At 57.8% G+C, this 24,644-nt stretch carries 23 protein-coding genes; 6 read left to right on the top strand and 17 right to left on the bottom strand.

What is annotated here, in order from left to right; all coding sequences use genetic code 11:
• The coding region (locus BV034_RS33415; RefSeq protein ID WP_050031274.1) for a hypothetical protein at positions 1-880 on the top strand (880 nt) is incomplete at its 5' end.
• Positions 881-1,887: 1,007 nt separating this feature from the next.
• Here the strand turns inward: BV034_RS33415 and BV034_RS36680 are convergent.
• The 5 genes from BV034_RS36680 to BV034_RS36685 form a co-directional block, all read right to left on the bottom strand.
• Positions 1,888-2,373 carry a nucleotide kinase domain-containing protein gene (locus BV034_RS36680; RefSeq protein ID WP_265593768.1) on the bottom strand — a complete coding sequence of 162 codons (486 nt, stop codon included), beginning with the start codon at positions 2,371-2,373 and terminating at the stop codon, positions 1,888-1,890.
• Positions 2,274-3,539, bottom strand: coding sequence for a nucleotide kinase domain-containing protein (locus tag BV034_RS36955; RefSeq protein WP_343123306.1), 1,266 nt, complete (start codon positions 3,537-3,539; stop codon positions 2,274-2,276). The genes BV034_RS36680 and BV034_RS36955 overlap by 100 nt, the downstream gene beginning before the upstream one ends.
• Entirely contained in the window at positions 3,529-4,389 is an 861-nt protein-coding gene (locus BV034_RS33430) for a hypothetical protein (RefSeq protein WP_265593769.1), read from the bottom strand. The genes BV034_RS36955 and BV034_RS33430 overlap by 11 nt, the downstream gene beginning before the upstream one ends.
• An 831-nt stretch (positions 4,390-5,220) precedes the next feature.
• Positions 5,221-5,556, bottom strand: coding sequence for a helix-turn-helix transcriptional regulator (locus BV034_RS35480; protein WP_081888330.1), 336 nt, complete (start codon positions 5,554-5,556; stop codon positions 5,221-5,223).
• A 337-nt stretch (positions 5,557-5,893) separates the two neighbouring features.
• Positions 5,894-6,355, bottom strand: a complete 462-nt coding sequence (locus tag BV034_RS36685; RefSeq protein WP_265593770.1) for a hypothetical protein — start codon at positions 6,353-6,355, stop codon at positions 5,894-5,896.
• A gap of 1,111 nt (positions 6,356-7,466) precedes the next feature.
• On the opposite strand from BV034_RS36685, the gene BV034_RS33445 reads away from it, so the two are divergent.
• Positions 7,467-8,198: a hypothetical protein gene (locus BV034_RS33445; protein ID WP_050031279.1), complete on the top strand. Its 732-nt coding sequence runs from the start codon at positions 7,467-7,469 to the stop codon at positions 8,196-8,198.
• Positions 8,199-8,370: 172 nt separating this feature from the next.
• Here BV034_RS33445 and BV034_RS33450 read toward each other — a convergent pair whose 3' ends face one another.
• The gene (locus tag BV034_RS33450; protein ID WP_050031280.1) at positions 8,371-9,054 is read right to left on the bottom strand and encodes a hypothetical protein; all 684 of its coding nucleotides are present in this window, start codon (positions 9,052-9,054) and stop codon (positions 8,371-8,373) included.
• Positions 9,055-9,694: 640 nt separating this feature from the next.
• Complete coding sequence (locus tag BV034_RS33455; RefSeq protein ID WP_265593771.1) at positions 9,695-9,955, bottom strand: hypothetical protein; 261 nt, start codon at positions 9,953-9,955, stop codon at positions 9,695-9,697.
• A 65-nt stretch (positions 9,956-10,020) separates the two neighbouring features.
• Between BV034_RS33455 and BV034_RS33460 the strand changes: the two genes are divergently transcribed.
• From BV034_RS33460 to BV034_RS33470, 3 genes are all read left to right on the top strand, one after another.
• The gene (locus BV034_RS33460; protein ID WP_050031282.1) at positions 10,021-10,662 is read left to right on the top strand and encodes a hypothetical protein; all 642 of its coding nucleotides are present in this window, start codon (positions 10,021-10,023) and stop codon (positions 10,660-10,662) included.
• Positions 10,663-10,739: 77 nt separating this feature from the next.
• Positions 10,740-11,390, top strand: a complete 651-nt coding sequence (locus BV034_RS33465) for a hypothetical protein (RefSeq protein WP_050031283.1) — start codon at positions 10,740-10,742, stop codon at positions 11,388-11,390.
• Entirely contained in the window at positions 11,387-12,097 is a 711-nt protein-coding gene (locus BV034_RS33470; RefSeq protein ID WP_050031284.1) for a hypothetical protein, read from the top strand. The genes BV034_RS33465 and BV034_RS33470 overlap by 4 nt, the downstream gene beginning before the upstream one ends.
• Before the next feature lie 263 nt (positions 12,098-12,360).
• On the opposite strand, the gene BV034_RS33475 is transcribed toward BV034_RS33470, so the two are convergent.
• Complete coding sequence (locus BV034_RS33475; RefSeq protein WP_050031285.1) at positions 12,361-13,014, bottom strand: FMN-binding negative transcriptional regulator; 654 nt, start codon at positions 13,012-13,014, stop codon at positions 12,361-12,363.
• Positions 13,015-13,187: 173 nt separating this feature from the next.
• Here BV034_RS33475 and BV034_RS33480 point away from each other — a divergent pair, with 173 nt between their 5' ends.
• Complete coding sequence (locus BV034_RS33480) at positions 13,188-13,865, top strand: hypothetical protein (RefSeq protein WP_050031286.1); 678 nt, start codon at positions 13,188-13,190, stop codon at positions 13,863-13,865.
• An 82-nt stretch (positions 13,866-13,947) separates the two neighbouring features.
• Here BV034_RS33480 and BV034_RS33485 read toward each other — a convergent pair whose 3' ends face one another.
• The 9 genes from BV034_RS33485 to BV034_RS33525 form a co-directional block, all read right to left on the bottom strand.
• Positions 13,948-14,418 carry a type III secretion system chaperone gene (locus tag BV034_RS33485; protein WP_050031287.1) on the bottom strand — a complete coding sequence of 157 codons (471 nt, stop codon included), beginning with the start codon at positions 14,416-14,418 and terminating at the stop codon, positions 13,948-13,950.
• A gap of 90 nt (positions 14,419-14,508) precedes the next feature.
• Entirely contained in the window at positions 14,509-15,639 is a 1,131-nt protein-coding gene (locus tag BV034_RS33490) for a hypothetical protein (RefSeq protein ID WP_050031288.1), read from the bottom strand.
• 883 nt (positions 15,640-16,522) lie between these two features.
• The gene (locus BV034_RS33495) at positions 16,523-16,951 is read right to left on the bottom strand and encodes a response regulator (RefSeq protein WP_050031289.1); all 429 of its coding nucleotides are present in this window, start codon (positions 16,949-16,951) and stop codon (positions 16,523-16,525) included.
• Positions 16,948-17,985 carry a chemotaxis response regulator protein-glutamate methylesterase gene (locus BV034_RS33500; protein ID WP_050031290.1) on the bottom strand — a complete coding sequence of 346 codons (1,038 nt, stop codon included), beginning with the start codon at positions 17,983-17,985 and terminating at the stop codon, positions 16,948-16,950. The genes BV034_RS33495 and BV034_RS33500 overlap by 4 nt, the downstream gene beginning before the upstream one ends.
• Entirely contained in the window at positions 17,982-20,330 is a 2,349-nt protein-coding gene (locus BV034_RS33505; RefSeq protein ID WP_050031291.1) for a hybrid sensor histidine kinase/response regulator, read from the bottom strand. Before BV034_RS33505 ends, BV034_RS33500 begins: the two co-directional genes overlap by 4 nt.
• A complete protein-coding gene (locus BV034_RS33510; RefSeq protein ID WP_050031292.1) occupies positions 20,327-20,938 on the bottom strand; it encodes a chemotaxis protein CheW in 612 nt (203 codons plus the stop codon). Before BV034_RS33510 ends, BV034_RS33505 begins: the two co-directional genes overlap by 4 nt.
• Positions 20,935-22,230 carry a CheR family methyltransferase gene (locus BV034_RS33515; protein ID WP_050031293.1) on the bottom strand — a complete coding sequence of 432 codons (1,296 nt, stop codon included), beginning with the start codon at positions 22,228-22,230 and terminating at the stop codon, positions 20,935-20,937. The genes BV034_RS33510 and BV034_RS33515 overlap by 4 nt, the downstream gene beginning before the upstream one ends.
• Complete coding sequence (locus BV034_RS33520) at positions 22,230-22,691, bottom strand: chemotaxis protein CheW (RefSeq protein ID WP_050031294.1); 462 nt, start codon at positions 22,689-22,691, stop codon at positions 22,230-22,232. Before BV034_RS33520 ends, BV034_RS33515 begins: the two co-directional genes overlap by 1 nt.
• Before the next feature lie 18 nt (positions 22,692-22,709).
• Positions 22,710-24,425, bottom strand: a complete 1,716-nt coding sequence (locus BV034_RS33525; RefSeq protein WP_050031295.1) for a methyl-accepting chemotaxis protein — start codon at positions 24,423-24,425, stop codon at positions 22,710-22,712.
• Positions 24,426-24,644: the final 219 nt, after the last annotated feature.

The raw sequence follows: 24,644 nt of genomic DNA on the forward strand, positions 1-24,644 counted from the left end.
CGAAGGCAAGTCCTTGCCCAAAATAGATTCAGTCGAGTTTGAAATGGCTCTAATTGTCTTGGCTTCCGAGGTCGGCGTGCTTTTGGGGTGGCTCGCTCACCCCCGCGACAATATCTCAAGAGAAACCATTCTCGAGATTCTAAGAAACATACTCCATGCATTACTCTCTTCATCGAACGCCTATGGCATCAACCTTAACGACGCCGTATGGTCCAATCTGGTGAAGATCTGCGATCATAGACCACCAGTCCAACATCGACGAGAAACCCCTCTATTCGACGATGGTTTTTCTTATCTCGAGCAGTTCCCAGACTGTATTCGAATGGATATTTTCGACGTTTTACGTGGGACCAAACAAATTTCGTTTCAACAGTGCAATAGCATTAACATAGGCAAGCAACTTTCCGATAACAAGAGAGAGCGAGATGGATACAGATTTCATGATGTCTTCCACCTAGCATACGCCGCAATATTAGGTTGGTCCCCCACTCTTAGAGCACTTTTGCGCATCAAAAGGAAGAGCAACGGCGACATTGACGATGCCGAAGACGGGCAACGCGCTGGATTCCTGGAGGAAGGTTTGATTGCGTTAATTTTTCAATACGCTCAAGGTGTTAACTTTTTTGATGGCATGACAAAAGTCGACTATTCTCTACTTAAACTCATTCCTGATTTTGTTAGAGGGTACGAGGTGGAAAGATGCGCATTATGGGAATGGGAGAATGCGATCCTAAAAGGATTCGAAGTCTTCAGGCAACTCCGATCCTATGAACGAGGAACAATCGTAGCGAACATTAAGGAGCGGACCATCTCCTTCGAAGAGTTACCCGCCAACCATCTGCCCGAGCCACGGACAATAGCTTCGTCGATCACATCTTAAATTGGGTGCGTTCAAGCCATTTCTCGTACATCGTTCGGTAAGTCTCACTCTTGCAGGAAGCGAGAACATCAAGCACAGTTCCCGGCTCCTTCCGCCGACGGAGACCTTCGCATAGAAGGATTGCGCCAATATCATGAATGCTGTCAGGATTAGTAAATGAACTCCAAAATTTCAGCGCAGCCGCAGCCGTACATTTTGGGTCTATTAGCTTCAAGATTAGCGAGTCTAGCCGTCTAAACATTTCGTCTGAGACTTCTTTTCCAAAAGCCAAATTGCCCGACGATTGCGCTTTGCCAACTATTTGGGTTCTCTCAATTTTTTGAAAATGCTTTTGATAAACATGAAGACTGTCACTGTAGTGATAGTATGACCCAACCTCGACACCAAGCCAACCCGACACTATTTCCTGCAAGCACGTAAACTGCACGATATTGTGGACGAAGCCCAGGAACAAATCGTTGCTTCTCATTATCTGCGTCCACTCGAGTTTATCCCCTCTTATTTTTAACAGGGAAACTAGATTGCACGGCACATCCTTGGAAGACGGTTGGCCCTCAGAGTCTGGCAGATCGACTTGACCATTCCAGATCTGAAGTACGACTTGTCTTGACACTGGATTTGAACTAAGAGCATCATAAGCTCTCTGTAGCTGATCGAAGTTGAAACCAGACCTCAATCGATGACCGTAAGCTCCGGGGTAAGTTGGTGTTTCGCCTGCATACTTGGGAAGCTCTCTGTTGAAGTAATTAAGGTACTCAGCCTCATTTCTGCCTCGAACAATCCAAACTACTTCGGCAAGAGCAAAAGCAATGTTAATGGGTGGCCGTCTGGAAGTCACCCACCTCAACCGAGGATTTCGAAGCTCTAGGCAAGCATGCAGTATCTCCCTCGTCCCCCCCAACCTACTCGGTTGTGGAGCCTGATATTTCTCTTCATGGAATGCCTCAACAGCTTGACTCCATAATTCATCGGCTGAGTCTGCACTAAAAGTTCTAAACATAGTACGATCAGTATTTGATGCACTCGTTTATACCCCATTTTGGCGGATACCAGTAACTAATTTTTCCAGGTTGAGGCGTAAATTTCTGTTTGATTCTAGTTCGCCCGTTGCGCCCCGCAATATCAGGATGTGAAACACGAGTGTATTTGCTGACCTCACAAAACAAATTCTGGCAGTCAATAAGCTGAAGTCGTCGTCCCCAGAGATCTCTAAAATTTAGGCCAAGCCTCTCAAACTCAGATTCCTGCATTTTGGCCATCTTCCGTATTATCTCAGCCTCCGAGAAAGCTTCAGCGTTAGAAAAACATTTGTGTATTCCATCTACGGCGCCGGGACCAGCCACTACAAACTCCATCTCATCAAACTTAAGTGCACTTGAGTAGTTGAGATCCGTTATGTATTGATATGCCAGAAAATTCCCAATTGATGGATAGGAGCGTAGTGAATGAAACCCCTCCTCCATACTTGCACTTTCCAGGATTGGGGCAGACACTCCCCCATCATCCGTTGAAGCAGTCGAAGGTGCATCTGATGCTTTCTTGGAAACGAGGTTCCAGGCCCTCCTGTTGGCATAATATACGCCGCCGAATAGATCCTTTGCCCCTTCGAAAGTGCCCCTTCTAGCACTTTGTCATATCGCTCGAAACTAAAATCCCTCCAGGACAAAACGCCTAGCGCAGACTCAAGAAGCTGCCAAGTTTCAATCTTATTGAAAAACTTGAACAACAGGGTTCGGAAGAAAACTTCATTGAAATTTTGTTCGCCGCTATATATAACATTCTTAATCAGGAACTGGCTGACCCTATCAGACGCTCGGTAAGCATTCGTAAATTTGTGATTCTGTATGATATTGTCGTTCGTCCATGGAGGTTTGCGCCCCTCCAATCTCTGGAAAAAAACGTCTTGCCGTCTAGTCGCAAATGTCCAGTAAACATCAAGAATTTCAGTCGGACACAATGGCGCCCATGCGTTAGCGACTGAATCTGAAGATGCTTTCCTTGAACACAGCTGGCTTATCGACAATTCAAGCTGGGCTTGTGGCTTTTTCTTAACTTTTGTAATTCTGTTTACGATCATATTCTGCACTAGTGCCAACGTCGACTGAGAATTTGGAGAGTCTTTGACTATTTCAACCGGGTACTTACACTTTTCAAGCTCAGCGCAACTAAGATATTCCACCTTACACGACGCCCAAGTGTCCAAAGGCTCCTCGCGCAGGGGGCTCTCTCGATCAAGCAAAAAAACTATTGCTGGGCGCACCCCTGCCCATACCTGCTTTTCGGCACGTATCAATGCCGTAAGCACCTTCTTGTCAATTCCCGCAACTGCGCCGTATACAAAGGTCGACCACCAATATCGATCCAAAATCACGGTCACACCATCGTCGAGGGCGGGCAATATAACTGTCGAAATCGTTTCGAAATGTGCTGCAACATGCAAGCATTGGAGCGAAGTAGGCTCGACGCTAGATAGCCCCAGCTCGCCCGGAGAGTGGTGTAGTTTGTATACGAGACCTCCGAGGGAATTCGGTTTCCGCCCCGGAAAGGAGACCGAACTGACATTATGCCCCAATAAGCGAAGACTTGCCACCAAGCCCTCACATAGGGTGCTCTTGCCGGTTCCATCACAACCCTCCACTACAAAAAGGTTACCCTTCATTGAGGACAGCTTTTAATTCCATTTTCTCAGGAACTTTTTGCTCAAAAAGATCGGCAAAATCCTGCTTCAAAGAGTTTTTCGTGGACTTTGGCGGCTCGCCAAGTAGGGGATGAGCGCAGATGCAATTGACTCGAACAAGCTTCCGCTTCATTGCCCTGGCAATGTACCAGCCCAAGTGTGCGATTCCCAAGTAGTTGCCGTATGCCCTCGTAAAAATGTACTGTGTGGGATAGTACCCTGTAATAGCAATGCCTCCATGTGTGTCATAAGACAAACTCACTTGTTGCAGGCAGGGGAAGAATGGCCGCGGGTTGCGATTTAGGTCCACTTTGGGATGCCTAATGGCCAACTGGAGAGACGATTGAGCGATATGTGGATTCTCCGCCCAGATTTCAAGCATCCTGGCTAGTTGATTATCTCCTTCTTCGTCCGGGTGATTAAGGTTTCCCCCATAGTTTGTCAACCGCAGAAAATAAGTCCCGCGCCCATTTGCTTTCGCATTCTGTGCCTTTAGTTTCGGATAGACGCGACGACGATAATACTCCCCCAATTCCTTTGCTTCAACTTCCCGTTGAAGGCGCGATTCCATTAGTTGCAGTGTAGCGATCGGAAAAATGGTTGACGCGCAAATCTCGGTGTTCACTTTATTGTGACTTAGCAGCACTTCGTCTAAGCGTTTCCTAATTATCTCCACTTCGTCGGGGAACCCTTCTGTTCCAAACCCCGTAAAGCTAACCGTCAATGGAGATCCAGAATCCGTTCCCTTTGAGCATAACAGCTCAAACGCTCTCAACCAAGCTTCGGAGAGATTTGCCGCTTCAATAATGGGTCTAGGAGTCGCTGTAGACATTGTTGTGCGTTGGATATCTAAATTGAGCGTAGCCTCTAAATCCGGATTCGGCCACGCGAATTAGGGGAGTCCTACCGCTCGAAAGATTTGTAAGTTGACTCACTCCAGCCGCACTCGCGACTCCAGAGTTGCGCGACCGGCATTCAATCAAACCTGCACTATCTATCGCACCGGAAGGAAACATAAGAGCGTCACCAACCTCTAGGTCGATTGGTCGACTGAGCCAATGCTCATCAACTACGATCAGGTTTGGAGCGCTAAGCTCCGGGCATAGGTGCTTTCTAAGATCCTTCGGCTCTACCTCAGATAGTTTCTCAAATGCAGACTGCTCTAGCGAGCGGAGAGCGTAACACATGTGTCCAAGAAAACCAGCGTAGCTAACTCCGAAGTAGCTTGCCAATGCGTAGGCTTGCACTGCTGTTAGTTTGCTTGGAGACCACTTTCGAGTCTCCAGCGTGCTTGCAACCCCGCATGGTGGCATCAAAAGATGCCCTGCGAATTGATTTGCGGCATTTTCTTCCGGCTGGTTTCGGTCAGGCGTTCTAGTAGACACCAATTCGTCAGCTCTCGTTCCATGGTCGAAGTGCCAATGCCCTAGCTCATGCGCACACGTAAAAGCCCTCCGTCCAGCTGGACGGAGTGAGGAGAGCACAATTGCTTTCTTTTCGCGGCACCAGATGCCTTCCACGGAAGACAGATGCTCGATACTAACATGAATCTTCAGATGCATCGCGGCGTCGATAACCGCAATTGGCTCGGCCAGGTCGATTCCGAGGCTTTTGCGAGTTTGATAGGCACCACGCAAGGCGACCCTGGCAAGTTCATATGGGCTCACGGCTTTGAATCAGGCGCACGTAAGCTGTTTAATAGTTCGAGAATCTTGTCTAGATCATCGTCTCTGAGCTTCGACAAGCCGCGTGCCGCTATTTCCAATTTTGTGGAATTATCATTGGATTCGGTAGTCAACCATTGCATCGAGACATTATAAAGTTCCGATAAGAGCGCCAACTCGTCGGCCCTCACGCGGCGTCTGCCGGCTTCGATTTCAGAAATTGCTGGCCTTTTCAATCCTAGACGGCTAGCCACAACTTCTTGACTCAGTCCAGATTGTTCGCGAGCGGAGCGAAGTCTACGGGCGAGCAACTGCGTTGGGGCATCTTCTGGCATGAATTATTGGGAGGCTTCAATGAAGTTAAAAATTCTTTCCGCTGACTGTCTAATCGACAGCGCGCGATTTTCCTCATACAGCATAGTCTGATCAGAAGGAAGTTCAATTCCAAGAAGAACTTCGACCTCACATGCGATATTCACGTCATGCATGCTGTCCATGCCCAAGTCTGGATAGGGTCGTGTGCTGTGAGTGACCTCTTTCAATCTACATCTTGCGTATAGTGACGCATGTCTGCGCACTGCATCCCCAATTGCATTGGCGATTTCTTCGGTAGTCATTGGAGGCACCCACATTTAGTCCATCGGACGATTGCCCCCATTAAATGGTTTCACATCATCGATTGCAAGAATTTTTTCCACCGGCAGTCGTCGAAGCCACTCTCAAGGCTGGTTCTACTTCTGCCAGCAGATCAGCACGACTAAATGCTCCGCTCAGATCAGGAAGCGTGCTGGATGTTTTTTCAACACCCCATTCATCTAACTGACGACCTAGTGTAGAATGCAGCAGCATCCCCCCATCTTCGATCAGCACTCTCAATATCTGATTTGGAGGTGTGTTGAGAAGACTTAACCTCACATCCTCACTCACTCGAGAGGATTCATGCGTGCGTTGTGATTCAATTACAAGCGTTAGGGTTGTCGTCCCAATACTGGTGTCTGAGCAATTTTTTTCATGCCTGCCGATAAAGCACTTGTTCGGAAAATGGCAAGAAAGGCGTTCAACCAGCTGTATGGCGGGCGCACAATCGACTTCTGCGAACGTGACGAATATTCTTACGTGGTGTATTTTTTTCATGTCTCTAGTTTGCAGTGAATAATGTTCCTTGAGCCCCGCATTCAGGGCATAGCTTTAGGCGCGCCTTGCTTTTGCAGGTCCAGCCGCATTTGACACAAGCCCAAGTATCAGTTGCTGCAGAGTTGCTGACTCTTCTGATTGACGAGTGGACACCTAAGGATGTCATTTTCTCTGCCACCGACCAGTCGAACTGATCCCTCTTTCCAAAGTTGATGTATCTAAGGCCGTTCGCATTTCTTGCGTTAACCTTTTCAAGCCTGTGAATTTCTTCGATATACAATGTTGTTGCGTCTTCCTGTGCGTGTAAGATCTGAACCAACTTCTCACTCTCGGAGGGGGCCAACTTAGCGGTCAGCCTAGGTGAACGTGACGATAACCGTGTCCCCAAATGTCTATTTACTTCATCAAAACGAATAGGATGTTCAACAAAGTGAACCCGATCAGCAGCTAGACAATAATCGTCTTGATATGTCCCCCCATGAGAATACCACTTCAAACGATAGTACCCAGTGACTCCTCTTTTATTGCTTTCGACGGCATTGTTGCCAAAGAAGAAGAGATATGGAGACCTGTTTTTCACAGCCCCTCTGCGCGCCGCATCCTGACAGGTCGAAAACAATCCGAAAGTTTGCGTTTCCCAATTGGGGTCAGATTTACAGTCAGCAATGCAGTGCGTGGAGGATCCTACAACTCGGTTAACATCGCGTACGGGCAAGCGGCTGAGCAAACTACTATAATAGAAGCAGAGATAGGAATGAGCTTCCGAACTGGAGTTCAGTTCAAGCCAAGGAGGGCCTGGGGGAACTCCTTTCATGGTTTCGGGCATTTCTTGATGTGTCATTTTCAACATGGTAAGAATTTCTTACCTCACCGTAAGAATGTCAAGTTTTTGTTTTCCTTGAGCCTAAAGGTCATAAAGGACATTGTGTGCCCTGCAGAGCATGGGGCGAAGGCCGCCAGGATCCAAAGTGAGAGGCTTTCGTTTGTTTTTTTGCCTTTGGGCTTGTCTGTTGTGCGCCCTCTCACATCCTTTTGACACCTCCAATAGGCGCTTCTGCGCCCCAATCGTCACCCCCGGCCCCATTCACCTTCTCCCTTGTTCGTTACGACCATGAAACCCTCCCCCCTGGGCCTCATCTTTGGTGTACTGTGCACCATTGCGCCTTTTGCTGTGGCTGCGGACGATTTCGCGGCGCAGTTGGTGAAGGTGACCACGACGCGTGGCGAGACCTTTCACAATTGCAAGGTGTTGAACTTCACACCGGATACGATCACCCTCATGCATGACGATGGGGTGAAGAAGGTGAAGATGCACCAGCTTCCCGAGGCACTGCAGCAGCGGTTCCACTACAACGAAGACCGGGCCACGGCCTATGCCGATGCGGAGCGGGTACAGCGGAAAGCTCAAGAAGAGCAGGCCCGGAAGCAGGAGGCTGAGGGGGCACGCCAGGCGCAGATCGCAGCGGCTGACTACCTGTCCCGGATGCCGATCTATCAGGATCAGTCCTCCAGCGTCGCTGGCCTGGAGCGACAGGTGCTGGCGGCGGCCGGATACAACAACCGGCCCTACACTGGCAACAGCAGCTACTACGTCCCTGATTTCAACGACTACACCAGTCGGTACTATGCCCGGCGCAGCGCCAGCGCCTACCGGGCCTCGTCGTACTACTATTCCTCAGTGCGGCGGCCGGTGGTGATCTACTACACCGCGCCAAGCTGCTACGCCTATTCGAGCTACGTCAACACTCCCTGCCGGTCTCACTCCGGAGGGCGTTCGGCGTCGGTTCAGCGAACCTCACGGCCGCGGACGTCCGTGCAACGCTGGGTGAGTAGGCCGAGGTAGGAAGAAAGACACAAGACTGGAAGACGAAAGACAGAAGACCTGAGGTCGGGGATGGTTGGGCACTTGGCGGGGAATGGAGCTGGGTGCCCCAGTCTTAACGTTACCGAAGGTCTGTGTGCCCCCAAGGAGCGGATGAAGCCAGCGTCAACTCTATTCAATGAGGCCCGATTCGTCAGCGTTCCTGCGACTTGGCTACTTCGTCTTCCCCTTCCCCTTTATCCTCCTCCTCGCCCCAATGGGCGGGATCCTCGTCAATGATCCGGACGGGGCCCATGTGAAGGCCGTAGACGACCATGAGCTTGCGCTTCGGATTGCGGATGAAGAGCATGTAGCCGGTGTCGTTGGGCTTCTCAAACTCCTCCTTGCCGCCCAGCTGGTCCAGAAACCAGTTCAGCTTGCGGGAGCGCTGACGTTCTGTGCGGTTGAACTGGTCGGTCAGGTAGTTGGTGAAACGTACCCGCCCGTCCCAGATGCCCACGTCGATCCGCGTCTCTGAATTGGTCGCAACAAGGACGCGCTGACTGATCCTTTGATCGCCTTCCGGCTCCTCCACCGACACCGGACCAAGCTGCTCCAGCAGCTGCCGCGCCTCGTTCTCGGTGGCATAGAGCGGGATGATCGGGAAGCTGGGTTGGAACGGCTGGGGCTTCAGAATGATCACCACCACCACGATCAGGGCGCAGAGGGTGAGGAAGGAGACGACGAACTTCATGGGGCTGGTGCTGGTGCCAGGGATGGGGCGGAGGTCGGACGGACCTACTACTGCAAAGATGGACTGGCCTGTAAAGCTTGGATGCGGGGGCGCAAAAGAGGGTCGGAACAGGTGGCGCACCTTGACTCGCTGAACATAGCTCATGGCGGAAGCCCCACGCCGACGGCGTGATACACAACAGCCCGGGGTAAGACCGCGAAGCGGCCGCTACCCCGGGTATCGATGAAATAGCGTAGAACTCCAAGGGAGTTCAACAAACCGACCAGAACACCTGTAAACAACAGTTCGGCATGCACTGGCGGTGGATGCCTCACGTATGCTGCCACGTTCTGTAGAACTCAATTCGGGGTTCTGGTGCGCCCGCCCGTGTACCCAGGGTGGCGGCTCGTGCCTTGCCTTACCCTGGGCTGACTTGTTTGACACCCTTGGCGTCAGCGAGCTCGCGCGTGGCAACGGTGAAGCATTCAACTTGACGCAAAGGCGTGATGCGGGAGAGGCGGTTGTATCTTCTCCTGCTTCAACTGTTTTTCAGGCAGGTGGCATCGACCACGAGGATGACGATGAATGATGCTCATGAGTGCGAGGAGAGCCTACCAGAGAATGCCTGGGACGTGATTGGACCTTGCTGCCATCCCTTCAGGATGGAGCTGCTTATCTCATCTACCGGGGGTATCAGTCGCTACGCTCCTTCAACCGCCCGGCTACCTTCTGTGATGCCTTCGGCATCTTGAGGGACGTGTGCAAAATATGGTCAAGCAGCAACGGTCAAGGCGACGCGATGGTGCTACTGCCGCCTTTTGCTCTGGATGTCTTTCCACAGTACGGCAACGCACAGTCCGGGGATGGCCCCGATGACGAAGTTCAAGATGGCCACCGCCCCCATCACTGCGGGCGGCGAGTGCAGGGCGTAGAAGTAACTACTAAGGAACTGGAGATGGGAATAGCCGGAGCTGTAGTGAAACCCTTCCACCTTGAACAGCTCCAGGCCGAGGCCGAGCGTCATCGTGAGGAAACCGGAGATGGCGGCGGTGAGGAGAGGGTTCATGAGCATTTGGTGTTGTCGGGTTCACCGTGGTTGTCTAGGCTAAACACGACTTCTGTGGTACGACGATGAAAAGTACATACATCCCCTTCTGGTGTCTGCTGGCGGCAGGCGCATTCCAGTCCGTCTGTCTGGGGGAAGAAATCAACAGAGCCGTCGGAAAGACCGGCCTGCACCAGCTTGTGCTCAAGGAGTTCAAGGCTCAAGAGGTGCCATTTCTTGAGGTGTTGCAGAGCATTCGCACGAAATGGTTTGCCTCGCATCCGGATCAATCGTTTCCCGTGGTCATGATGGAGTCGGGCACCTACGATCTCATTGGGACGCTGACCTGCGAGCTGCATGACGTTCCGGGTTATTTCGTCGTTGAGTCCGCCGCTTTGAACGCGGGTTTCAAGGTGTCAGCGCGCCTGGATACTCTGGAGCTTAAGTCCGTCACAGCGCTGGAAGGTGAAACGGCGATTGGGACGGTCGAACTTTCGGATGCGATGCTCAAGAGACTCGGCTTGCCCATCCCATCCACCGACCAGGCCACTACTGAAACGACCTTCCAGGAGCGACTGGCATCGTTGGGGGTTCAGTTAGCAGAGGACTCACAACTCTACTGGGTGGGAAACGAGCTTGTGATGAAGCTGCGGATCCGCGAATTTGCAAAAATGCGGGCCTTGGTGAGCTACGCTGAAGAAGGCTACACCATCGTGAAGGCACCGTAAGAAGATCAATGCCAGTGAATGGGCTGACATTGGGGAATTGTCAGCGAGGTCTCGTTCTCCAAGAATCCTTGTCTCGTATGAATGGCACATTCATTTTCGGCCTGGCGCTCCTGATCGCCGCGTTGCCCGGTCAGGCCGAAGAGCGCGATCCGCATGACGGCATCCTCAAGCTCCGACAGCTGGTGCTAAGCGAATTCAAAGTCAAATCAGAATGGCTGCCCGAGGCGATGGACACGCTGCGAGCATCCTGGTTTGCGGTGTATCCCGACCAGTCCTTTCCGGTGATTCTGATGGAACCCGAAGACCATAGGGGAAGCATGCCCATGAATCTGGATCTCAAAGAGGTGACCGCGTATGAGGCCGTGGAAACGGTGGCGGTCTTGAACGGCATGAGCCATGTCATGCGGCTGGACATGCTTCACCTGCGCACGCTATTTAGTTTGGATGGTGACGTCTACACCTGGTCTCCCCGGATCCCTGCCTCCGTCTGCAAAAGTCTTGGGTTGCCAACCGGGGCTTCCGCAGACAAGAGCACGAATGCACAAGCGCTCAACCGGCTGAAGGAACTGGGCATCACCTTCGAAGAGGGCATGCACGCCTCCTGGTTGATGGACAACATGTTTCAGATCAGAAACCAGGACACTGAGATCATGAAACTCACGGAGCTGATCAAGTATGCAGAAGATGGTTACATCGTGAAAAAACTCCCTCGACCCTCACCCCCATGAACCGCCGCCATCCTGGACCCTGCATCCTGTTTTCCCTGCCCTGGGCTCTCGCTCTGACTCTGGCGCTCTTTGTTCATGCAGCCCTCGGGGCTGTTCCAGATCGCAATCCGGCCCGGCTTTTCCATGACCTCATATTGCCGGAGTTCAATTTGCGGAAGTCCACTTTTGAGAATGGAGTGGAGCAGATCAAGAAGGCCTGGGCGAAGCAACATCCCGATGTCCCCTTTCCAGTGGTGCTGGCTGAGCCTGTGAAACACACGCCTCCGATGTTTATCAGCATGGACCTGCGAAACGTCAGCGCGCTGGATGCGCTGACTTATCTGGCCGACTACTATGGTCTGGTCGTTCGTCATGCCTTGAGCGAGGTGATCCTCCAGCCCAAGTCCATGGATGATAATGGTATGTGGCGGGCCTCGCTCATCGACGTGTCACCTCGTGCAGCCGCCCATCTCGGGCTGGTGGCGGGGTCGGGACAGCGGGCGGATGACAAGGTGAACCAGGAACTGAGGCGAAAGCTGGAAGGTCTGGGCCTCAAGTTTGAAGGAGATTTTGAAGTCCGCTGGATGCCGGACACCAAACAGGTCTATTTCCGCAACACCCCCGCACAAGAGGCAAGGCTGGAGACCCTGCTCATGCTGCTGAATGCCGGCTACACGGTGGAAAAGGATCCCAACGCAGGGAAGGAGCGGAAGGCGGGGGACAAGTAAGGGGACGGATTGGGAGATTGCGCGTGAGATGAAGTCAAGGAAGAGGCGAACAGCTCTGCCATCCCTTCAGGATGGAACGTTTTGTCGCTGGTACCGGGGGTATCACTCGCTACGCTCCCTCAACCGCCCGGCTACCTTCTGTGATGCCTTCGGCATCGCGCCGGAAGCCATGCTCCAGATGATGCCACCGAAACAAGAACCGGGACGGTTCTTCCACAGTAGGGGCGCTGGGTGGAGTGAGGTCGTCTTGGCACATAGCCTCATCAGGCGGGCGAATCAGTTCTGGATTCAGACGCTCCGCCGATCAACCCTGCCATCACGGGACAACCACCCTCATAGGTCAGCCCCGCACGAACGCCGGCTTGATCGGCGTCGGAACGGTTCTGGCTGACCTTCCATTTGCCCTCAATGTGGGAGATGGGGATTTCGACCCCGACGATGGCGTTCAGTTGCGCGGCAACAAAAGGCTCTGGGGCATCCGCCACGGCCCAGGGCTCGGGGCGGGCTTGTTCTTGGAAAGTGGTCAGCAGGTCGATTTGATCGCGGATCCAGGCGGGATCATCCATGACACGTGGCACTCCGCGGGCCTGGACCATGGCGTAGTTCCATGTGGGGACGACCTTGCCGTGCTCAGCCTTGGAGGCGTACCACGACGGCGTGATATAGGCCTCGGGCCCTTGGAAGATCACCAGGGCTTCTGCGCCGGCGCGCAGGTCGTTCAACTGGGAATTGGCGCGGGCCAGATGGGCGAGGAGAATGCCCTGGTCACGCTCCCCGCCCTCCACGAGGACGAAGGGGATGAGATTGGCCTGGATCCCCTGCTCCCCATGCGTGATGAGCGTGGCCAGAGGGTGCTCACGAATCAGGGCGTGGAGCACGCTGAGCCGCTCCTCGCGGAACATCTTGGGGTTGTACATGGTGGTCAGGGGCCTTTGTCCGGCAATCATGCAACGGGAGATCCGGAGACTCAAGGCGGCACGGGCTGTGACTGAGATACGAAACTCGAGACCGGACGGGCGAGACGGGATGATTGATCGGACAGAATTGGAATTGTCAGAGCCACTTCCAGTCTCTAGCATCGGTCCTCTGCATGAAGCGCCTCGCCCCCACGGTGTTTTTGGGATTTCTGCTGTCTGGTCTGTCCCTGTTCGCCGGAGAACGGGATCAGGACGGAGCCAGGCATGATGGCATCGCCAAATTGAAGGAGCTGATCATCGACGATCTCACCGTGAAGGAGGCCCGCGCTCCGGAAGTCCTTGATCGGTTGCGGGCCATCTGGTTCGAAGCACATCCCAGCCAGTCCTTCCCTTTGGTTTGCCTGGAGTTCGAGGAGGCACGTAAGGATCGGTTGGACAGTTTCTCTCTCAGGAACATGTCCGCCTATGAAGCGCTCAGAGGGGTCTTGGATTGCTACCCTCTAAGGATGACGACGCAACTGGACATGATCCTGGCGACACCGCTTTACCAGTTGGACGGAGACGGGCCCATCGGTTGGGGGCACTTTATCGCCGAATGGCAATGCAAGGCGTTGGGACTACCACCAGCCGGTGCTTCGCGTGAGGACGACCAGGCTGCGGCTTTGCGGCGACGCCTTGAGGATCTGGGATTGGACTTCACCAGGAACGGCGAGGTGCTCTCCTATTACGTCGCTTCCGGTGAACCCATGATTCACATGCGAAACATGCTGGCGGAGCGGAAGAAATACTTTGGACTGCTCCAGTACGTCAAAGACGGATACATCGTCAAAAAGCTACTGGACAAGCCCTGACAGATGCTGGTGCCCCTGCGGACCGACACCCTTTCTCGATCCCGCCTTGCCCAGAATACAGGCCGAATTTCGACGCGTTACTCTACGCGGGAATCCCCACCGGATGCCCCAGAGTGGAGGCACTGTCCGCGGCATTGGGCAGAGCTTCCCCCTGGATCAGAGCGGTCCAGGCTTCGGCGGTGTCCACGAACTGACCGACCAGATCCGTGAAGCTCACGGGATTGAGGGCGGCCAGGGAAGCCTGCCGCCACAGGCACACATTGCCGGTCTCGGGTTCAAGGCTGAGAGTGGCTCCGTGGGTGCCGGTACCGAGCCAGTTGGCCTCCAGCAGACAACGTTGGAAAGCGGCACCTTCCACATCCGGACTGGGAGTTCCCAGGTCGCTCACCAGACGAATCGCTGCCTCCTTCTCGAGTTCCACGAGATACACGGTGATGCGGTCATCGAACTGCAGAGCACAAGCCCCGTTTTCATCGAGCCCAAGCTGGTCCAGGCCGGTCTGCTCTGCCAGCGCGGTGAGCAAGTATTTGAAGTCGTCGGAGATGGCGGTCATACAAGTAACGGATTGAGGGGTGCGGAGGGAGATCCAAAACCCATGCCGCTGAATGAACGGCATGGGTTTCAGGAGTCGGATGAGGTGGTCTTACTGAAGGGACTGGAAGAAGGGATTGTCCGTGAAGGTGGCCTTGAACTGGGCGTAGTCGGGGTCGAAGGGATCCACACGTTTTGTGGCCGGCTCACCGCGCACGCCACTGGGGCCCATGCTGCGCAGTGCAACTTCGTATCCTTCCTCACCGGGCTGGTAGGTCCGCGATCCGATGCGGAAGCTGGAGTACTCCATGTTCGGAAGAGGTTCGTCTGATTCCGGGCGATCGCTGGTGCGAATGCCGGCCTCACGAAGGGCGTCTTCCATCTCCCGGAGCACCGCGGCCACCTCCGGGCCATCCTGCCCGGGCATGGCGTAGAGGGTGAAATGGGCACCTTCGTGCAACCGCTCGGCATCGTTCAGCTTGCGCTGCAGTTCCTGCCGCTTCGCCGGATCCGTCTCCGTGCTCAACTGGTCGGTCAGTTTGATGATTTCAATGCGAGCCTCGTTGATGTCCACCACCTTCCACCGATGGATGGGGCAGTCGGGCCGGTTGAGAATGGGGGCCAGCACATCATAGGCCTTGCCCACGTCGTCCGGGTGCACGGAGAGGTGCACTTTCTCGTTCCGGGGGTCAGGAGGATTCATGCCGTACTCCATGCGGTGAAACTCGGCAAAGGAGCCGTCTCCCACGCTGTTCTTCACATACACGCCGTTGTTGACCTTTTCCGGCTTGAGCGTGCCTTCGTAAGTCTCGAGTTCCGTGGAGTTTGTCTCACCAAACTTGTTTTGGAGGGTGCTCTTCACCTTGTCCGTGATGGTGTCCATCCCGAAGTCCTCCTGGAACTTTTTGGCCTTGCCAGGATTGACCAGCACCTTCTGGAGGCGGTGCATGGTGAGCTCTTTTCCGCCTTCGATATAGCTTTTCAGGCGGGCGCTTTTGGGATTGAGATCGAGCGCTTCCGCCGCCGCCCTCCAGGCCTTGGCATTCTTCGTAGACCCGGTGGCGCCGGTGAAGAAATGCTTGATGCTGCGGATGACATCACGGCCGCCCCCCTGGCGGCTGGCGCGGAAACCGTGCTTGCCGAGCACGATCTTGTCCCGCTCACCGAGGTTGCCATCGGTGGCACCGGTACGATGAAGCAGGGTCTGACCCAGGTTGTGGACGGAATGACTGGTGGCGTTCATGGCGATGACTGGCTTTCTATCTCTGACACTGACAGGATGGCTTTTCTTTCTGCTCCATACTCTTGCCGGATGGGCGAGAAGGTTACAGAGAGGTGGGATGAAAATTTTGTGGGAAGAAGGCGAGGATCGGGGGCATGATGCCTGGAGGAGAGATGCGTTGAGGACAGCGCCACGAGTGCCAGAAGCAAAATCTAATGTTAGTTCCTGAAATCTCGCAATTAGACCACCCCTCCTGCATGAGCCCAGTACAAAGCGACCTGTGCCGGAGAAGCCAGGGGAGCGCACGCATCTTGCGTGCTGTTTCCGGCATCTTGCCGGGAACGTCAGTCAGCGGGTGGCCTCGCGCGGTGCAACCCCACATTCGTGCAATATCGCATTCGAGCGACGTGGAGGTGTTGATGGCAGTGAGGAGAAAGCAGATGCTGTTGGCCTTCCCACCTGATCACCCTGCGCGGAGGTACCCAACGTTGACTCGCTTAGGGCTCGTCCAACGTTGGGCTGTGTTAGAGATTCCCGCTGGGGATCAGCTTCGGACTGGGGCGGGCGCTTCAAGGTGGCTCCTTGGTGACCACCTCAAACGCTCAGTCGAAGTTCTTCCTCGAAGAGGATGCGGCTACAAGCCCAACGTTGACGAGCTTCCAGCGAGTCTATGTTGGGTACGGGTGTTGGAGGTTCTTACTCCGAAGGAGTTGTGGCGGTCTGAGAACCTTTCGCATCCAAAGTTCCTTGGCAGGCACTAGCTGAAGCTTCTGCAAGCTTCGCCTTCTGGCCGACGTCACCAAGTTTTCAGAGGTGCCAGACTGCGAAGGACAAGGATTCGTATCCTGAAGCGACGCTACGAGTCGTCCGACGGATTCCATCCGCTCAAACACCCCCTGACTTCTCACGCCGCGCCCAGCAGAGCACGAATGCGCTCGATGAGGGCGGCTTTTGGTGGAGGCTTGACCATGAACTCATTCGCCCCGGCTTCGGCAGCACGGGTGCGGGTGGCGGCATCTTCCGCAGCAGAGAGGACGATCACCGGGGTGGTGCGGGAGCACTCCTGGGCGCGGTACTGGCGGACGAGCTCAACGCCGTCGACCTCCGGCAGGACGAGGTCCTGGAGGATGACATCGGGCTTAATTTCCTGAACCCTGGCCACGGCCTGGGTGCCATCTGCACAGTAGTGGAAGGTGATGTCTGGCTGGTCCAGGAACATGCGGCGCACCACTTCCCCGATGATGCGCTGGTCGTCCACCAGCAGCACCGTGATGGTACTGGCGGAGGAGGGCGTATCGGGGTTCTCTGGCGGGAAAGCTTCAGTGCTCATCATGCGGGGGAGGGGTCTTTTACGTGAGAAAAGTGGCGGGTCAGGCGCGGGCCGATCTGGCTCAGAGGGAGGACCTCCACAGCTGCGCCGAGCGCCACCGCCGCCTTGGGCATGCCATAGACAATGCAGCTGGCCTGATCCTGCGCAATCGTGAATGCGCCGCGGTCGCGGAGGGCTTTCAGCCCCTTGGCACCGTCCCGCCCCATGCCGGTGAGCAGGGCGGCGGCAACATCGCCTTTCCAGTGGCGGACCACGCTCTCGAAGAACACGTCCACCGAGGGGCGGTAGGAGCAGTTGCGCGGCTCAGAGTGGTAGCAGAGCAGGCGGGGCCCATCAAAGACGAGGTGGTCATTCGTGCCGGCCAGGAGGGCCACGCCGGGCTCCGGGCGGTCGCCATCCTCTGCCAGACGCACGGGAATGCGGGACTGACCGTGGAGCCACTTGGCCATGAGGCTGGCGAACTGGGCGTCCACATGCTGCACAATGATGAGGGAGGCGGCAAAATCCCGCGGCAGGTTCCCCAGCACCTCAGCCAAAGCGGCGGGACCTCCGGCGGAAGCCCCGATGACCACCAGCCGGCTCTGCGCCATGGCCAGTGCTGGGGTCTCCGGCGGCGGGGCGGCATGGGCCTTGGGAGCTCGACCAGTAATGAGGCGGCTGAGCACGCCGATCTTCGCCAGCAGGGCGGGGCCACCGTCCCCCCGGCCATCCGGCCCAAGGACCGGAGTGGTCACCACATCCAGGGCGCCAGCACCGAGCGCCTCAAACACCTTGGACGTGTGGCTCTCCACACTGGCGGTGACGATGAGGATGGGGCACGGCGATTGCACCATGATCTGCCGGGTGGCCTCCACGCCATCCATTACGGGCATGAAGATATCCATGAGGATGAGGTCCGGCCGATCCTCACCACAGCGGCGCACGCCCTCCGCTCCGTCCCGGGCGATCCAGGCCACCTGATGCTCGCCGGACTTGGTGAGCACACGGGAGACGGCCTCCACCGCCATGGCCATGTCGTTGATGATCGCAATCCTCACGCTCCGGCCTCCCCGATCAAGTCTTGCAGCGCACGGAGCAGCGTCTCATCGTGGAAGCTGCCCTTCGTGAGGTAGTAGTCCGCTCCGGCCTCCAGGCCCCGCTGGCGGTCTTCTTCTCGATCTTTATAGGAAACAATCATCACAGGCAGGGAGTGCAAACGGGTGTCTTTCTTGATGTGGTTCACCAGTTCAATGCCATCCATGCGGGGCATGTCCACATCTGTCACCACCAGATCGTAGTTGCCCGTGCGAACGGCGTTCCAACCGTCCATGCCGTCCACGGCAACCTCCACGACATACCCCTTGCTGCTGATGAGCTTGCGCACCAGCTCCCGCACGGTGAGGGAGTCATCCACCACCAGCACCCGCTTGCGCGACTTCCGGCCCTGGGTGGCATCGCCACGGGACACGTGGGCCAGACGCCCGCCGGAGACGAGGAGCTCAATGGAACGGACCATGTCATCCACATCCACAATGAGCACAGGTGATTGATCCGGCAGGAGAGCCGCGGCACTGATGTCCTTGATCTTGCCCAGGCGCGGATCCAGCGGCAGCACCACCAGCTCCCGCTCGTTCAGGAAGCGGTCCATGACCACGCCGTAGCGGCTGTTCTTGTCCCCCAGCACCAGCACGGGCACCTCCTCCTCTGCAGCAGGCACGTCCGGCACGCCCAGAACCTGATGCGCCGTGACCAGACCCACCTGCTGATCGCCAAAGCGGAAGTGCTCCCGCCCCTCCACAGACTCGATCTGCGCCCGAGATACCTTCAATGCGCCGGCGATGCGGGCGAGCGGAAAGGCATACGTCTCCCCACCCACCTCCACGATCAGCGTGCGCAGCACGGACAGGGTGAGCGGCAGCTGCAGCTGGAACTGCGTGCCGCTGCCGAGGTTCGATGAAATGCGGGCACCCCCGCCCACCTCCTTGGCCATGGTCTGCACCACATCCAGCCCGACCCCGCGGCCGGAGAGATGGGTGACAGTGTCCTTCATGCTGAAGCCCGGGAGGAAAAGGAACTCCAGCAGCTCCGCGTCAGACAGCTCTGCGGCCAGGGCGGCGGTGGTGAGGTTCTTCCGCACCACGGCAGACCGGATCATCTCCAGATCGATGCCGCGGCCGTCATCGGTGACCTCGATCATGAGCATGCCAGCGCTGTGGCGCGCCTCCAGTCGGAGGGTGCTGAGAGCGGGTTTCCCGGCCTGAAGCCGGTCCGCCGGCGGCTCGATGGCGTGGTCCACCGCATTGCGCAGGAGGTGGCCCAGCGGGGCCTCCACGCGTTCCAGCACCTCGCGGTCCACGGGGGTGGAGCCGCCCACGATGTCCAGCCGCACCTCCTTGCCCAGCGAGCGCGCGGCATCCCGCACCAGCCGGGGGAAGCCCTGCACCCCGTCTGAGAAGGGGCGCATGCGGCAGTCCAGCACCTCCTGGTAAAGGCGCTTGGAGAGATTGTAGAAGCGGCGGTCAAAAAGGTCCAGGTCCGTGAGCTGGCCGGTCAGCAAATCCAGGCAATCCCCGGTGCGGCGCTGCAGCTCCATGCACTGGGCCTGCACCCGCTCATCCATGCCGGCACCGGCCAGCGTCTGGCGCAGGTTGGCGATGGACTGGCTGATCGTGTTCTGCAGCTGCTTCATCCGCAGCAGGTCGCTCGCGAAGGTGTTCACCCAGCGGGAGGCCACCACCGACTCTCCGGCGAAGGCGAGCAGGCGGTTGAGGTTCTCCGCCGTGACCCGCAGGGAACGCGCGGCCGCATCCGCTCCACGCACGGCACCGGGTGCCGCATTTCCTTGAACTGCGCTCCGGGCATCCGCGACCTCGACCGGCTCCAGCTCATCCGCCGCCACCACGGCCGCGGCCGGTTCCACGGGAGGCGATGAAACAACGGCCGCAGACGCTGATGCTTGAGGCGCAGGAGGCGCAGTGGCTGCCGGCGCCGCGATGGAGCTGGCGAGGGAGTCCAGGAAGGTCTCAATCTCCCGGTGGTGGGTGGTCTGCCACCTCTCAAGGTTCTCCTCCGCCACCTTGGACAGGCGGGAGAGCAGGTCCACGCCGTCCAGCAGCAGATCGATGCGCTCCTGCGGCAGGGAGATGTGGCCGTGCTGCGCCGCGACGAAGCAGTCCTCCATGCCGTGGGCAATGCGCGCCGCAGCCTTGTTGTCCACAATGCCTGCCGCCCCCTTCAGAGAGTGCGCACTGCGCATGAGCTCCTCATAGTGGCGGGCGACATCGGGCTCACGCTCCAGGGCCAGGAGGTGCTCCGTCATCACGACCGTCTGCGTCTCCACCTCCATGCGGAAGAGATCCGCCAGGGAGAAGTCGCCCAGGTCGCCGCCGTCAGTTGCGCTCATGAAAGACTCCGGTTGAGGGTGTAGAAGAGCAGTTCGTCATCCAGGCAGCCCACGGTGCGGTCCCGCCAGGGGAGCAGGCCCTGGGTATAGGAAACACGGCTCTCCGCCAGGGTGGAGGGCAGGGGGCGCAGGGCACCGGGATGGTAGCGGTGCACCCCTAGAACCTCATCCACGGGAAAGGCAAGGCGGTTGCCGCTCCGGTTGGCCACCAGCAGCCGGGGGTAGACCCTGCGGCCGCCCTCCCGTACGGTGGCGGGCTCTTTGTCGATACCTAGTACCGAGCCCAGGGACACGCACACCAGCAGCTCCCCGCGGATGTTCACCACCCCGCGGACGATGCCGTCCATGCGGTGCGGCAGGCTGTGCACGGGGCACTGGTCTGCCACCTGCTGGAAGATCTGCGTGGGCAGGGCCAGCCATTCCACGCCGATGCGGAAGATCAATGCGGAGGTGGTGCCGGTATCGGCCGCCCGTTTTTCACTGGCGATCCGCTCCGTCCACTCGCGCAGATAGTCCTCCGGCGGGGCACGATCCAGCAGGAACTGGGCGCCCGAGGTGCCGCCGCTGGGCGGAGGCGGAGCAGGCGCATCTGCGTGGGGCTGGGTCATCGGGCCACCTCCTCACTGCGGCGGGCGCGTTGTTGCAGGCGGCGGGCCTCAGCCAGATCGCCCTGGTTCTCTGCCAGCAGCGCGAGGTGCAGCAGGGCCTCGGAATGGTTGGGATCGAGGTACAACACTTTGCGGTAGCATTTGGCGGCCTCGGCAGTGCTGCCCAGCATGTCGCGGATGAGCGCCAGCAGGTAGTACGCCTCCACTGAGGGGCCGTGATCACGCAGATGGCCCTCACAGGCGGTGACCGCCTCCGCCAGATGGCCGGCATCCGCCAGCCGCGTGATGGCGGCAAGCCCGGGGGCTGCCGCTGGCGGCGCTGCGGCAGCCGTGGCGGGGGTGGGTACAGGAGCCAACTTCCTGGCGGCGGGCTTGGCCGCCGGGGCAGGCACAGGTTTCCTGGGCTCGGCGCGGAGCGCGGTCGGCGCCGTGAACGGACGGAAGGCGGGTGCCGCAGTGGACGCGGTCCCAGGAGCATGGACCCCGCTCTTCCTGGTCGAGCGACGACAGGCGAATGCGGAGGGAAAATCCACCGAGGTGTAGCCGACGCTGCGGGTGAGAAAGGTCTCCGCCGGACCGACAAAGAGCAGGCCCTGGGGTGCCAGCAGCCGGTCCAGCGCCCGGATCACGCGCTCCTGAGTCGGCGCATCGAAGTAGATGAGCACGTTCCGGCAGAAGATGGCGTCATAGCTGCCAGCCCCCGGCAGCGGGGCATCGGACACCAGATTGGCCTGGCGGAAATCCACACACTCCCGCACCAGCGGAGTGATCCGGTGCAGCCCCTTTTCCTCCCTGAAATACCGTTCACGGAAACTCACGTCGCTGCCGCGGAAAGCGTTCCGGCCATAGACAGCCCGGCGCGCCTGAGCGAGGGCACGCTCGCTGATGTCGATGGCATCGATCTGGAACCGCATCGCCGGCAGGCCGGCATCCAGCAGTGCCATGGCGATGGTGTAGGGCTCCTCTCCGGTGGAGCACGGGGCGCTGAGCACACGGAACCGCCCGGTGGCATGAGCGGGCCCCCACTCCTGCCGTACATGATGCACCAGCGCGGCAAAGGCCTCCGCATCGCGGAAGAACCAGGTCTCCGGCACCACCACCAGTTCCACCAGCTGGGCCAGCTCCTCATCAGAACGGCGCAGCACGTTCCAGTAGGCCTCTGTTTCCTGCAACCCACAGGCGGCCATGCGCTGGCGCACGGCATTCGTCACCACAGACTTCCCCATCGTGGCGGCATCCACGCCGATCGATTCCTTCAGCAGATTCGTGATGTGATTGTAGCTGTGGGGCATTACGAAATCTCAAGCGGTTGCCGGAACAGCACGGCGCGGACTTCCTCAGAGAGCAAGGCGGACACCTCCACGCGCTGGATCATGCCGCGGGCGTCATGCGTCACCGGCCCAAGATAGGGGGCGGAGTCGAGCGTCACGCCCGTCGTGGCAAAGTCGGCCTCGGTGCGACGGAGGGTCTCGGTGGTCTTCTCCGCCAGCAGGCCGAGCAGGTGGGTCTCCGCCCCATCCACATAATTCACCAGGATGATGCGGGTGCTCATACGCTGCTGGGAGGGCTCTCCCAGGGCGATGGCCGCCAGATCAATGAGCGGCACAGGCCGGCCATGGTAGGCAAACACACCTGCCACCCCGGCCGGAGCCTGGGGCAGGGGCCGGTGGTGCACCAGAGGCAGCACCTCCGCCACCTGGCGCGTGTCCAGCGCAAAGCGATGCTGACCCAGTTGGAAGACGAGAAGCAACATGATCACACCTCGCACTGCCTAGCTTGTCACCTTGAACCGTGACACCCCGCTCTGGAGCGCGGCGGTGACGTCCGTAAGCTGCTGGATGGCCAGATTCGATTGCGTGAGGGACTCCACAGTCTGCTGGGCCGCCTCGCCCAACTGCACCAGCGCCTCGCTGATCTGCTGCGCCCCCAAGGACTGGGACTGCATGCCCTCGTTCACCGTCTCGAAGCTGGGCGTGAGCGTCTGCACCTTCTCGATGATCTCCGTGAGCTGGGTGCCCACCTGGTCCACCACCTCCGCGCCGCGGCGGACTTCCTCAGAGAAGCGGTCCATGCCCATGACCCCGGCAGATACAGCGGACTGCATCTCCTTGACCATCTGCTCGATATCCGACGTGGCCACCGCGGTCTGGTCCGCCAGACGGCGGATCTCCGTGGCCACCACGGCGAAGCCGCGCCCGTATTCGCCCGCCTTCTCCGCCTCGATGGCGGCGTTCAGGGAAAGGAGGTTGGTCTGGTCTGCCACTTTCGTGATGGTGGTGACGACCTTGTTGATGTTCCCCGCCTTCTCACTGAGCACAGCGAGCCGGGCATTGATGGAGCCGGAGGCCTCCATGATCTGCGTCATGGTGGCCTCCATGCGGGTGAGGCCAGTCTGGCCGCTGGCGGCCAGTGTCGCGGTTTCCTCAGCCGTTTCCGTCACGGACTTCATGGCCTTCACCAGCTCCTTGGCAGTGGCGGAGATTTCCTTGGCCGTGGCACCGATCTCCGTGGTGGTGGAGGAAATCTCACTGGCCGTGGCCTGCTGCTGGCGGGCGGTGGCGGCGATCTCCGTACCGGAAGTGGTGACCTGGATGCCGGACTTCTGCACCTGGCCAATGAGCGCGGAGAGCTGCTGCACCATGGTGGCGAGGGCGTTGCCCACCACGTCCTTTGGAGACTGCGGCTTGATGGCCACCGTGAGGTTCCCTGCTGCCACCTGCTCTGCACCACGCGCCATCACCTGCAGGGAGGTCGTCATGCGGTCAAAGGAGGCTCCGAGCGTGCCGACCTCATCCGTGCGTCCTGGCATGGCCGTGACCACCTCCAGATCGCCCAGCGCGATCTGCTCTGCGGCACGGGAGATATTGCCCAAAGGTATGGCGATAATGCGGTTCAGCGTCACCGCCAGCACCAGCCCCAACAGCACCGCGACGATGCCCAGGATGACGACCGTGAGCATGGCACTGTTCACCCGGGCGTCAGCATCCCCGCGGGCCAGATTGGAAACCTCTTCCCCCAGGGTGCGCATGTGATCATAGCGATCTGACTGCGTCCCCGTGACCAGCGCGCGTGCCTCGTCCACCTTCCCGGCGAAGATGGCTGGGATGACCTGTTCATCCCGGATCTTGTTGTAGTCATCCCGCTGAACCACCCATTCATTGATCCGTGACTGAAGCTCCGGGTTGTTGCGTGCTTCCTCCTTCAGCGCCGCGATGAGCTGCGAGTTCAGCTCCGTGCGCTTCTTCAGTGCGGCGAGCTCGGCCTCCTGTGCGGCACGATCGGTCTCGTGCAGCATCGACAACAAGGAACCGCGCTGGGCGTTGATGTTGCTGTCCAGCCGCGCCACATCCGCCGCCACATTGTAGTCGAGTTGCACGACCTTCAGAGCCTGATAGGCCACCCCCACCACCAGCACCAGCAGCAGGAGGATGAAACCGAAGGCGAGCAGAAGCTTGGCACGCGTCTTGAGATTGGTGAACCAGTTCATAGATCAAGGAAACAGAACAATAAGAGCACGGAAAACACGGTAGCGAGGCAACACGACGCAGATCGGACCGGGCCATTACCCCGGTCTGCAGACCTGGAACCCAAAGAACTTCTCCACGTGAAACCACACGCTGCCTGCCACATACGCCGAAACTATGGCAAAAATAACGACTGCATACAAGCAGATCCCTGACAATGCCTTTCGCAACCTCTTGGCCGG

Source organism: Verrucomicrobium sp. BvORR034, assembly GCF_000739635.1.
Classification (GTDB): Bacteria; Verrucomicrobiota; Verrucomicrobiia; order Verrucomicrobiales; family Verrucomicrobiaceae; genus Verrucomicrobium.